The 13,192-nt window shown below is 76.6% G+C and carries 1 protein-coding gene (only partly in view); it reads right to left on the bottom strand.

Going from position 1 to position 13,192, the window contains the following annotated elements; genetic code table 11:
* A protein-coding gene (locus ACQP12_RS21580) for an SDR family NAD(P)-dependent oxidoreductase (RefSeq protein ID WP_433281462.1) crosses the window boundary here: on the bottom strand, positions 1-13,192 show its 5' end (the start). Its footprint begins 16,367 nt before the window's first position; only the first 13,192 of its 29,559 coding nucleotides appear in the window; it begins with the start codon at positions 13,190-13,192; its stop codon lies beyond the left edge, outside the window.

The following is a 13,192-nucleotide window of genomic DNA, read 5'->3' as shown; positions in this document are numbered from 1 at the left end:
CGGCGGACGCGCCGGCCGAGCGCCGCCGGGGGCTCCGCACCAGGCCGCGCAGGATCGCCGGCACGCCGACCTCGGCGGCCTGGGCCCGGAGCCGGGCCAGGTCCAGCGTGGTCGGCACCAGGGCCGGCCGGTCCTGGGCGAGTGCCGCGTCGAGCAGGGCGAGCGCGTGCTCGCTGGCCAGCGGCACCAGCCCGGTACGGGCGATCCGCGCCTGGTCGGCCCGGTCGAGGTGACCGGTGATGCCGCTGGTCTGCGCCCAGAAGCCCCAGGCCAGGGCAGTGGCCGGCAGGCCGTGCGCCCGCCGGTGGTGGGCCAGCGCGTCGAGGTAGGTGTTCGCGGCGGCGTAGTTGCCCTGCCCGCCGGTGCCGAGCGTGCCGGCCACCGAGGAGTAGAGCACGAACGCGGCCAGCGGCAGGTGGGCGGTGGCCGCGTGCAGGTGCCAGCCGGCGTCGACCTTGGGGCGCAGCACGGTGTGGATCTGTTCGGGGGTGAGGGTGTGCACCGCGGCGTCGTCGACCACGCCGGCGGTGTGGAACACGGCGGTGAGCGGGTGGGCGGTGGGGATGCCGGCGATGAGGTCGGCGACGGCGTCGGGGTCGGCGGTGTCGCAGGCGACCACGGTGGTGGTGGCGCCCAGTTCGGTGAGCCGGTCGACCAGGTCGGCCGCTCCCGGTGCGTCGGCGCCGCGTCGGCTGACCAGCAGCAGGTGCCGGGCCCGGCCGGTGTTAGCCAGGTGTTCGGCGAGCAGCGCGCCGAGGGTGCCGGTGCCACCGGTGATCAGCACCGTGCCGTCCGGGTCCACCGCGGCCGGACCGGCGGCCGGCGTCGCGGCGCGGGCCAGCCGCGGGGCGAGCGCCGCGCCGTCGCGGAGGGCGAGCTGGGGCTCCCCGCCGGCCACGGCGGCCGGCAGCAGGTCGAGGCTGCCCGGGGCGCCGTCGTGGTCGACGACCACGATCCGGTCCGGGTGTTCGGACTGCGCCGACCGGAGCAGACCCCAGAGCGGGGCGGCGGCGAGGTCCTGGACGTCCTCGTCCGGGCGGGTGCCGATCGCCCGGCGGGTCAGCACCACGAGCCGGGACGACCCGGTCCGCTCGTCGCCGAGCCAGGCGGTGAGCAGCGCCGCCGTGCGCTCCACCAGGGCGTGCGCGCCCGCGACGCCGGGTTCCGGCGCGGCCGGTGCGACCACCAGCACGTCGGGTACGGCGGCGGCCGTCCCGAGCAGCTCGACGGCCCCGTCGAGGGTGCTGACCGGCCAGGGGTCGGTGTGCGCCGCGGCGGTCGGCACCGCCACCCAGTCGACCTGGTACAGCGCGTCGTCGGCGCGGGCCGGCGCCGGCGTGCCGCGCTCGACCGGGGTGAGGGTGAGCGCGTCGACGGTCACCACGGGCCCGCCGGCCGGGTCGGCCGCGTCGAGGCGGTACGTCCCCGCGTCGCTCGGCGTCAGGCGTACCCGCAGGTCGGTGGCGCCGCCGGCGGGCAGTGCGACGCCCCGCCAGGCCGACGCCGTCCGGGCGGCCGGCGCCGGGTCGGCGAGGGCGACCACGTGCAGCGTCGCGTCGAGCAGGGCAGGGTGGATGCCGTACCCGGTGGGGTCGACGTCGTCGGGGAGCCGGACCTCGGCGTAGAGGTCGTGGCCGGAGCGCCAGGCGGCGGTGAGGGTCTGGTACGCGGGCCCGCAGGCCAGGCCGGTGTCGGCGAGGCCGGTGTAGCAGGTCGTGGTGTCCAGCGGCACCGCTCCGGGCGGCGGCCACGCGGCCGGCTCCGGCTCCGGACCGCCGGCCGGCGCGGCGGTGAGGCGCCCGGCGGCCAGCTCGGTCCACCGGTCGGCGGCCCAGTCGTCGTCCGCGCCCTCCGACGGCCGGGAGTGCACGGCCACCGGCCGGTGCCCGTCCGGCCCGGCCCCGCCGACCTCCACCTGGAGGTGGACGGAGGCGCCGGCGGCCAGCGCCAGCGGCGCCCGCACGTCGAGTTCCGCCAGGTACGGCAGGCCGACCTGTTCGCCGGCCTGCAGGGCCAGCTCGACCAGGGCCGCCGAGGGCAGCAGCACGTGGCCGTCGACGGTCTGGTCGGCCAGCCACGGGTGGGTGCCGGTGGCGAGGCGGCCGGTGAACAGGTAGCTGTCGTGGTGCGCCAGCCGGGTGGCGGCGGCGAGCACCGGGTGGCCGCTGGCGTGCAACCCGGCGGCGCTCACGTCGGCGCCGTTGCCGGCGTGGAGCCAGAAGCGCTGGTGCTGGAAGGGGTAGGTGGGCAGCGGCACCGGTGCGGGGGCGGGCACCGGGTGCAGCGGCGACCAGTCCACGGGCAGGCCGCCGGCGTGCAGTGCGGCCAGGGCGGCGAGCAGCGTGTCGGTCGGCTGCTGCCCGCGTCGCTGGGTGGCGGTGGCGCGGGCGTGCCCGGGCAGCGTCTCGTGGGTCAGCGTGGTGAGCGTGCCGTCGGGGCCTAGTTCGACGAAGTGGGTGACGCCCAGCTCGTGCAGCCGCCGGGTCCCGTCGGCGTAGCGGACGGCGTGCCGGATGTGTCGGGCCCAGTAGTCGGGGTCGGCCAGCTCCTCGTCGGTGGCGAGCGCGCCGGTGAGGTTGGAGACGATCGGGATCCGGGCCGGGTGGAAGGTGACCGCCGCGGCGGCCTGCCGGAACTCGTCCAGGATGCCGTCGGTGTGCGCGGAGTGGAACGCGTGCGCCACGTGCAGCCGCCGCCCGTCGTGGCCCTGTTCGCGCAGGGCCGCGGCGAGCGCGTCGATCTCCGCGCGGTCGCCGGCGAGCACCAGCGAGCCGGGGCTGTTGTGCGCGGCGAGGCCGACCCCCGGGTGCCCGGCGAGCAGCGGGGTGACCTCGTCGAGGGTGGCCGCCACGCTGAGCATGGCGCCCGGCGGCATGGCGTTCATGAGCGCGGCCCTCGTGGTGATCAGGGCGGCCGCGTCGGCCAGGGTGAGCACCCCGGCGAGGTGGGCGGCGGTCAGCTCGCCGATCGAGTGGCCGATCAGGTGGTCGGGGGCGATGCCGAAGCTGCCCAGCAGCCGGAACATGGCGGTCTCGAAGGCGAACAGCGCCGGCTGGGTGTAGCGGGTCTGCCCGAGCAGGTCGGTGTGCCGGCCGGACATCACCTCGCGCAGCGGGTGTTCCAGGTGCGGATCGACGGCGGCGCACACCTCGTCCAGGGCGGCGGCGAAGACTCCGAACCGCTCGGCCAGCTCCGCGCCCATCCCGGGGTACTGGGCGCCCTGGCCGGTGAGCAGGAACGCCACCGCGCCGACCGGCACGGCCGTGTCCCGCACCACGGTGGGGTGTGGCTCCCCGGCGGCCAGGGCCCGCAGGCCGGGCAGCACGTCGCCACCGGCGAGGACGGCCGCCCGGTGCTCGAACGTCGCCCGGGTGGTGGCCAGCGCGTAGCCGACCCCGGCCGGGGCGCACCCCGGCTCCTCCTCGACGTGCACCACCAGTTGCGCGGCCTGGGCACGCAGCGCGGCGGGCGTCTTCGCCGACAGCAGCCAGGGCAGCGCGACCTGGGCGACCGGCGGCTCCGGGGTGGCGGCCGGCGGGGCCGCGGTCGGTGGGGCCTGTTCGATGATGAGGTGGGCGTTGGTGCCGCTGATGCCGAAGGAGGAGACGGCGGCGCGGCGGGGCCGGTCATGGTTGGGCCACGCGGTGTTCTCGGTGAGCAAAGCGACGGCCCCGGTGTCCCAGTCCACGTGGGACGAGGGCGTGTCGACGTGCAGGGTCTTCGGCAGCGTCCCGTGGCGGATGGCCTGGACCATTTTGATGATCCCGGCGACGCCGGCGGCGGCCTGGGTGTGGCCGATGTTGGACTTGATCGACCCCAGCCAGAGCGGCTCGTCACGGTCCACGCCGTAGGTCGCCAGCAACGCCTGGGCTTCGATGGGGTCGCCGAGGGTGGTGCCGGTGCCGTGGGCTTCGACGGCGTCGACGTCGGTGGGGGTGAGGCCGGCGTTGGCCAGGGCCTGCTGGATGACCCGCTGCTGCGAGGGTCCGTTGGGGGCGGTGAGTCCGTTGCTGGCGCCGTCCTGGTTGACCGCGGAGCCACGGATGACGGCGAGCACCTGGTGGCCGTTGCGACGGGCGTCCGAGAGCCGTTCCAGCACGAGCAGCCCCGAGCCCTCGCCCCAGCCGGTGCCGTCCGCGCCGTCGCCGAACGACCGGCAGCGCCCGTCGGGCGAGAGCCCCCGCTGGCGGCTGAACTCCACGAAGATGCTCGGCGAGGCCATGACGGTCACGCCGCCGGCCAGCGCCAGGGTGCACTCGCCGTTGCGCAGCGCCTGCACGGCCAGGTGGGTGGCCACCAGCGACGACGAGCAGCCGGTGTCGATGGTGATGGCCGGCCCCTCCAGACCGAGGGTGTACGCCAGCCGCCCGGATGCCACGCTTGTCGTGTTGCCGGCGAGCAGGAAGCCCTCGACCTCGTGGTGGCGCTGCCCGGCGCGGGGCGCGTACTCCTGGGAGATCACGCCGGTGAAGACGCCGGTCGGGGTGGTCTTCAGGGTGGTCGGGTCGATGCCGGCGCGCTCCAGGGCCTCCCAGGCGGTTTCGAGGAGGATCCGCTGCTGCGGGTCGGTCGCCAGGGCCTCCCGCGGGCTGATCCCGAAGAACTGCGCGTCGAAGGCGTCGGCGTCGTGCAGGAAACCGCCCCGCCGGGCGTACGTGCGGCCGGGCTCGTCGGGGCTCGGGTGGTAGAGCGCCTCCAGGTCCCAGCCCCGGTTGACCGGGAAGTCGCTGGTGGCGTCGGCCCCGTCGAGCACGAGCCGCCACAGGTCCTCCGGGGTCCGGGCGTCGCCCGGATAGCGGCAGGCCATGCCGACGATGGCGATGGGGTCGTCGGCGGCCGAGGCCCGGGGGCGGGGCGCCGGCCCGGTGCTCACCGGGGCGCCGAGCAGTTCGGTGCGCAACCGGTCCACGACGGACTGCGGGTTCGGATGGTCGAAGACGACGGTGGCGGGCAGCCGCAGCCCGGTGGCCGCGTTGAGCCGGTTGCGCAGCTCGACCGCCGTGAGCGAGTCGAAGCCGAGGTCCTTGAAGGTCCGGTGCGGCTCGACCGCCTCCGGGCTGCGGTGCCCGAGAACGACCGCCACCTGCGCGCGGACCAGGTCGAGCAGCATCCGGTCCCGGTCGGCGCCCGCCAGGCCGGCGACCTGCTGCGCCAGGTCCGAGCCGGCGACCACCGCCGCGGCCGCCGCGCGGCGGGTCGGCGTGCGGACCAGCCCGCGCAGCACCGCAGGTACGCCGGCGCCGCCGGTGTTGCCGCGCAGCACCGCCAGGTCCAGGGCCAGCGGCACGAGGGCGGGCCGGTCTCCGGCGACCGCGACGTCGAGCAGGGCCAGCGCGTCGTCGGTGGGCAGTGGGCGCAGCCCGGCGCGGGCCATCCGGGCCTGGTCGGCCTCGTCGAGGTGCCCGGTCATGCCGCTGGCCTGCGCCCAGTAGCCCCAGGCGAGGCTGGTGGCGGGCAGGCCGTGCGCGTGCCGGTGCTGGGCGAGCGCGTCGAGGAAGGTGTTGGCGGCGGCGTAGTTGCCCTGACCGGGGCTGCCCAGGATGCCGGCGGCCGAGGAATAGAGCACGAACGCGGCCAGGGGCAGGTGGGCGGTGGCCCGGTGCAGGTGCCAGGCGGCGTCCACCTTGGGCCGCAGCACGGTGTGCAACTGTTCCGCGGTCAGGGTGTGCAGCGTGGCGTCGTGCAGCACGCCGGCGGTGTGGAAGACAGCGGTGAGCGGGTGGGCGGACGGTACGCCGTTGACCAGGGCGCGGACCGCGTCCGGGTCCGCGGTGTCGGAGGCGACGACGCGCACGGTCGCGCCGAGTGCCTCCAGCCGGGCGGTCAGCGCCGGTGCCTCCGGTGCGGCCGGGCCGCGGCGGCCGGCCAGCAGCAGGTGCCGGGCCTGGCCGGTGCGGACCAGGTGCTCGGCGAGCAGCGCGCCGAGCGTGCCGGTGCCGCCGGTGACCAGGACGGTGCCCGACGGGTCCAGCGGCGAGGCGGTGGGCTCGGACGGCGTCCGGAGACGGGTGAGCCGCGGCGCGAGCAGGGTGCCGGCCCGGAGGGCGAGCTGGGGTTCGCCGGTGGCGACGGCCGCGGCGACGAGCCGCGGGTCGGCCTCGTCCGCGTCGATGACGGTCACCCGGTCCGGGTGTTCGGACTGGGCCGAGCGGACGAGCCCCCACAGGGCGGCGGCGGGCAGGTCCGTGACGTCGTCGTCGGCCCGGGCGGCGACGGCCCCGCGGGTCAGCACCACCAGCCGGCTGCCGTGCAGCCGCTCGTCGGTCAGCCAGTCGCGCAGCGCGGCGGCCACCCGGCCGGCCAGCTCGTGGGTCGCCGCGGCCACGTCGTCCGTCGGTGCGGTCACCTCGACGACGACCACCTCGGGCGGGGGCTCCTCCCCGGCGAGCAGCGTGTCGAGGCCGGTCAGGTCGGTCACCGGCCAGGGCCGGCGGGCCGGTGCGGCGTTCACCGGCCGCCACTCGACCTGGTGCAGCGAGTCCCGGGCGGAGCCGGCGCCGGCTCCGGCCGTGACGGGGGCCAGGGTCAGCGCGTCGACGGTCACCACGGGGGCGCCGGCCGGGTCGGCGGCCGACAGGGTGACGGTGTCCGGGCCGGTGCGGGCGATCCGCACCCGTAGGGCGCGGGCGTCCACCGCGTGCAGGGTGACCCCGGTCCAGGCGCGCGGGAGTTGCGGCAGCGCGGGGTCACCGTCGACGGCCAGGGCGTGCAGGGCGGCGTCGAGCAGCGCGGGGTGGATGCCGTAGCCGCCGGCGTCCACCTCCTCGGGCAGGTGGAGCTCGGCGTACGTGGTGTCACCGGCGCGCCAGACCGCCCGGACCGCCCGGAACGCCGGGCCGTACTCCCGGCCGGCCCGCGCGAGGTCGGGGTAGAGCCGGTCGGCGTCGAGCGGCTTGGCGTCGGCGGGCGGCCAGGTCGCCCGCCCGGCGTCGGGGCCGGTGCCCGGCGCCGCGCCGGCGCTGAGCCGGCCGGTGGCGTGGTGGGTCCACTCGGTGCCGGGGCTGATGCCGGTACGGGAGTGGATGGTGATCGGCCGCCGGCCGGACTCGTCGTCCTCGCCGACCTCGATCTGGATGTGCACGGCCCCGTGCTCGGGGAAGGTGAGCGGCGTCTCGACGGTCAGCTCGTCGAGGCGGGCGTACCCGACGTGGCTGCCGGCGTGCAGGCTCAGCTCGACGAAGGTGGCGGCCGGTACCACGGTGCCCGCCGCGACCACGCTGTCGGCCAGCCAGGGGTGGGCGTGCAGGGACAGCCAGCCGGTGAGCAGGTAGCCCTCCCCGTCGGCGAGTTCGACGGTCGCGCCGAGCAGCGGGTGGTCCGCGCCGCTGAGGCCCAGCTCGGCGGGTTCCCCGCCCCGGGTGCCGGCCTGCAACCAGAACCGCTGGTGCTCGAAGGGGTAGGTGGGCAGCTCGACCGGCGGCGCCGCCGGCAGCAGCGGCCGCCAGTCGACGGGCAGGCCGTGGGTGTGCGCGGTGGCCAGGGCGGTGGTGAGCTGGCCGGTGGTGTCGCGGCGCAGGGTGGGCAGGGCGACGATGTCCTGCCCGTCGGCCGTCTCCTCGATGGGTTGGATGAGGACGGGGTGGGGGCTGACCTCGATGAAGGTGCTGTGGCCGTCCCGCAGGAGTGCTTCGGTGGCGGTCTGGAACTGGACGGGGTGGCGCAGGTTGTCGTACCAGTAGTCGGCGGTGAGCTGTGCGGTGTCGATCCGTTCGCCGGTGTAGGTCGAGTAGAAGGCGACGTCGGTGGGGGTGGGGGCGATGCCGTCGAGGGCGGCAAGGATCTCCTCGCGCAACGCCTCCACGTGGGGGGTGTGGGAGGCGTAGCCGACGGGCAGGACGCGGGCCGGGATGTCCCGCTCCGTGCAGTGGGCCACGGCGGCGGCGACGGCGTCGGGGGCGCCCGCGATCACCGTCGCGTTCGGGCCGTTGACCGTGGCGATGAATGCCCGGGCGGTGCCACGGTCGCCGTCAGCCGGGGCCGGCTCGGCGACGTCGAGCGCGGCGAGGAGGTCGGTGACCTGGTCGGCGGGTAGGGCGAGGGAGGCCATGTCACCGTGGCCGATGAGCGCCCGCAGGGCTTGAGCGCGCAGCGCGACGACCTTGGCGGCGTCGTCGAGGGTGAGGGCGCCGGCGGTGTGGGCGGCGGCGATTTCGCCTTGGGAGTGGCCGATGACGGCGTCGGGGGTGATGCCGTGGTGCCGCCACACGGCGGCCAGGCCGGTCATGACGGCGAACAGAACGGGTTGCACCACGTCCACGCGGGTGAGCCAGTCGGGGTTGTCGTCGTGCAGCACCTCACGCAGGTCCCAGTCGACGTAGGGCCGTAGCGCCTCCGCGCAGGCGTCGAGGTGGGCGGCGAACACGTCGCTGTGGGTGGCGAGTTCGCGGCCCATGCCGAGCCATTGCCCGCCCTGCCCGGGGAACACGAACACCGTCCGGCCGCTGTGGGAGGCGGTGTGCTGGAGCAGGGTCGGGTGCGGCCGGTCCTCGGCGAGGGCCCGCAGCGCCTCGACCGGGTCGTCGTCGGGCAGCACGGCGGCCCGGTGGTGGAAGGTCGCGCGGCTGCCGATCAGGGTCGCCGCCACCCGGTCGTGGTCCAGGTCCGGGCGTTCCTGCGCGTACCCGGCGAGGTTGGCCGCCTGCGCGCGCAGCGCCGCCGGGGTCTTCGCCGACAGCAGCCACGGCAGCGGCACGGCGGGCTGCGCGTCGGCGCTGCCGGCCTGCTCGTCCTGGCCGGCCGGCTCGTCCGGGGCCGGATCCTCGCCGGCCGGATCGGCGACCGGGGACTGTTCCAGGATCAGGTGCGCGTTGGTGCCGCTGATGCCGAACGAGGAGACCCCGGCCCGGCGCGGCCGGTCCCGCTCGGGCCAGGGGGTCGGCTCGGTCAGCAGGGCCACCGCGCCGGCCGACCAGTCCACGTGCGAGCTGGGCGCGTCGACGTGCAGGGTGCGCGGCAGCAGGCCGTGGCGCATCGCCTGGACCATCTTGATCACCCCGGCGACGCCCGCGGCGGCCTGGGTGTGACCGAGGTTCGACTTGACCGACCCCAGCCACAGCGGCCGGTCCGCGGGCCGGTCCTGCCCGTACGTGGCCAGCAGCGCCTGCGCCTCGATCGGGTCGCCCAGCCGGGTGCCGGTGCCGTGCGCCTCGACCGCGTCGACGTCCGCACCGCCGAGGCCGGACGCGGCGAGCGCCTGCCGGATGAGCCGCTCCTGGGACGGCCCGTTCGGGGCGGTGAGGCCGTTGCTGGCGCCGTCCTGGTTCACCGCCGAGCCGCGGATCACGGCGAGCACCTGGTGGCCGTTGCGGTGCGCGTCCGACAGCCGCTCCAGCAGGACCAGGCCGACGCCCTCGCCCCACGCGGTGCCGTCGGCGGCCTCGGCGAACGGCTTGCACCGCGCGTCCGGTGCCAGCCCGCGCTGCCGGCTGAACTCGACGAACATGCCCGGCGAGGCCATCACGGTGACGCCGCCGGCCAGCGCCATGGTGCACTCGCCCTGCCGCAGCGCCTGGGCGGCGAGGTGGATCGCCACCAGGGAGGAGGAGCAGGCGGTGTCCACGGTCACCGCCGGGCCCTCGAAGCCCATCGTGTACGCCAGCCGGCCCGAGGCGACGCTGGTGGTGCTGCCGGTCAGCAGGAAGCCCTCGTAGCCCTCCGGCGCCTGGTGCAGCCGGGGCCCGTAGTCGAGGAACGTCGCACCGACGAAGACGCCCGCGCGGGAGCCGCGCAGCCCGGTCGGGTCGATGCCGGCGCGTTCCAGGGTCTCCCAGGCGGTCTCCAGCAGCAGCCGCTGCTGCGGGTCCATCGCCGCCGCCTCACGCGGGCTGATCCCGAAGAAGCCCGGGTCGAAGTCGCCGGCGCCGTAGAGGAAGCCGCCCTCGCGGACGTAGCTGGTGCCGCCGCGCTCGGCGCTCGGGTCGTAGAGCGCGTCCAGGTTCCAGCCCCGGTCGGTGGGGAAGCCGGAGATCGCGTCGACCTCCTCGGTGAGCAGCCGCCACAGCTCGGTCGGCGACTCGGCTCCGCCCGGGTAGCGACACGCCATGGAGACGATCGCGACGGGTTCGTCGGTCACCGTGGCCGGGGCGTCGATCGCGCCGGCCGGCACGGCGCCGACGAGCCGGGTACGCAGGTGCGCCGCGAGCGCCTCCGGGGTCGGGTGGTCGTAGAGCAGCCCCACCGGCAGGCTCAGGCCGGCGGCGGCGGCCAGCCGGTCCCGCAGCTCCACCGAGAGCAGCGAGTCGAAGCCCAACTCCTTGAAGGTGCGGCCGTCCGCGACCGTCTGGGCGGTGACGTGCCCGAGGACGATCGCGACGTGGGTGCGGACCAGGTCGAGCAGCACGCGCTGCCGGTCCGCCTCGGCGAGCCCGGCGAGCCGGTCGGCCAGCGGGTTCCCCGGCGCGCCCCCGGACGGCGCGGCCGGCGCGGGTGCCACCGCGGCCGGCGTGGCGGCCGGCTCGGTCCGGGCCCGGGTGGCCACCCCGTCCAGCCAGTACCGGCGGCGCTGGAACGCGTAGGTGGGCAGCGGCACCCGGCGCGGCGCCGGACCGCCCGGCCAGGCCAGCACCGCCGGCCAGTCGACCGGTACGCCCCCCACGTACGCGGCGGCCAGGGCCAGCAGGACGGAGCGGGTCTCCGGCAGCCGGGGCCGGAGCAGGGGCAGGAAGGTGCCCCCGCCCTCGGGCAGGCAGTCCCGGCCCAGGCCGGACAGCACCCCGTCCGGGCCCACCTCGACGAAGGTCCGCACGCCCTGTTCGTGCAGGGTGCGTACGCCGTCGACGAAGCGGACCGCCCGGCGGACGTGCCGCACCCAGTAGTCCGGGTCGGTGAGCTCAGCCGGCTCCGCCACGGCGCCGGTCAGGTTGGACACGATCGGGATGGTGGGCGGGGCGAAGCTGAGCCGTTCCGCCACGGCGCGGAAGTCGTCGAGCATGGCGTCCATGTGGGGCGAGTGGAACGCGTGGCTGACCCGCAGCCGCTTGGTCCGCCGGCCACGGTCGCGCCACTGCCCGGCGAGGGCGAGGACGGCGTCCTCGTCGCCGGCCACCACCGTCGAGGTGGGACCGTTGAGGGCGGCCACGTCGACCCGCCCGCCGGCGGGCAGGCTCGCCCGGACCTCGTCCTCGGTGGCCTGCACCGCCACCATGGCGCCGCGCTCGGTGAGCGCCTGCATGAGGCTGCCGCGCGCGGCCACCAGCGCGCAGGCGTCCGGCAGCGACAGGACGCCCGCCACGTGCGCGGCGGCCAGCTCGCCGACGGAGTGGCCGAGCAGCAGGTCCGGGGTGAGCCCCGACTGTTCGGCCAGCCGGTACAGCGCCACCTCGACGGCGAAGAGCGCCGGCTGGGTGAAACCGGTCCGGTCGAGCAACGCGGCGTCGGCGGAGCCCTCCGGCGCGGCGAGCAGCTCGCCCAGCGGCCGGGGCAGGTGCGGGTCCAGCTCGGCGAGGACCTCGTCCAGGGCCCGGGCGAAGGCCGGGACGGCGGCCCGCAGCTCCTGGCCCATCCGCACCCGCTGGCTGCCCTGCCCGGAGAAGAGGAAGGCGACCCGGCCGGGGTCGGTGGCCGTGCCCCGTACGACGCTCGCGGTGGGCTCGCCGTCGGCCAGCGCGGCCAGCCCGGCCCGCAGCGTCTCCGGGTCACCGTCGTCGGCCACCACCACGGCCCGGTGCGGGAACGCGGCCCGGGTGGTGACCAGCGAGTACGCCACGTCGCGCGGCGCGTCCCCGGTGCCGTCGGCCAGCCGGTCGAGCAGCCGCCGGGCCTGCCCGCCCAGCGCGCCGTCGTCCCGCGCGGAGAGCACGTACGCGTTCGCGGCGAGCGCCGGCGTGCGCCCGCGCTTTCCCCGGCGCCCGGCCGTGCCCCGCCGCGCCCGGTCCGGACCGGCGGCCCGGCCCCGGGACGCGGGCGGCTCGGTCAGCACCACGTGGCAGTTGGTGCCGCCCATGCCGAAGGAGCTGACCCCGGCGACCAGCGGCGCCGCCGGGTGGGGCCAGTCGCCCAGCTCGGTCTGCACCCGCAGGCGCAGCTCGTCCAGGGGGATGTCCGGGTTCGGGGTGGCGAAGTTGAGGCTCGGTGGCAGCTGCCGGTGCCGGATGCTCAGCGCCGCCTTGATCAGGCCGACCACCCCGGCCGCGCCCTCCAGGTGGCCGACGTTCGTCTTGGCCGAGCCGACGGCCAGCGGTGTCCCGGTACGCCCCGACCCGAGCGCGGCGCCCAACGCCGCCGCCTCGATCGGGTCGCCGACCGGGGTGCCGGTGCCGTGCAGCTCGACGTACTGCACCGTGGCCGGGTCGACGCCCGCGTTCGCGTACGCGTCGCCGAGCACCCGTCGCTGGGCGTCCACGCTGGGCACCGTGAGCCCCTCGGTGGCGCCGTCGTTGTTGACGGCGCTGCCGCGGATCACGCAGTAGATCGGGTCGCCGTCGGCCAGCGCGTCGGCGAGCCGCTTCAGCACGACCACCGCGCCGCCCTCGCCCCGCACGTAGCCGTTGGCCCGGGCGTCGAAGGTGAAGCACCGGCCGTCGGGGGAGAGGCCGCCGAACCGCGCCGACCGGATGGTGCTCTCCGGAACGATCATCAGGTTCGCGCCGCCGGCCAGAGCCAGCGAGGACTCGCCGCTGCGCAGGCTGGCGCTGGCCATGTGCACGGCGACCAGGGAGGACGACTGGGCCGCGTCGATGGTGAGGCTCGGCCCGTGCAGCCCGAGAGTGTACGAGACCCGGTTGGCGATGATGCTGCGGTGCGTGCCCGTGACGCTGTGCTGGCCGATCACCTCCGTGCCCTGCCGGGACAGCAGGGTGGCGTAGTCGTCCCAGATCGCGCCCACGAAGACGCCTGTCCGGCTGCCGCGCAGGGTGCCCGGCACGATGCCGGTGTCCTCCAGCGCCTCCCAGGCCAGCTCCAGCACGAGGCGCTGCTGCGGGTCCATGGCGCTGGCCTCGCGGGGCGAGATGCCGAAGAAGTCGGCGTCGAACTCGTCCACCCGCTCCAGGAAGCCGCCGTGCCGGACCGCGCCCGGGTCGTCCCAGCGGTCCGCCGGTGTCTCGCCGATGGCGCTGCGCCCGTCGCGCAGCAGCCGCCAGAACGCCGACGGGTCCGGGGCCAGGGGTAGGCGGCAGGACATGCCGATCACGGCGATCGCCGGCCCGCCCGCGTCGACCGGCTCCGGGACGACCGGGTCGTGGTCATGCTTCAT

The sequence above is a fragment of the Micromonospora sp. CA-244673 genome (genome assembly GCF_050948395.1).
Taxonomy (GTDB): Bacteria; Actinomycetota; Actinomycetes; order Mycobacteriales; family Micromonosporaceae; genus Micromonospora.
The sequence above is the reverse complement of the archived record's forward strand: the minus strand, read 5'-3'. Positions and strand labels throughout refer to the sequence as shown.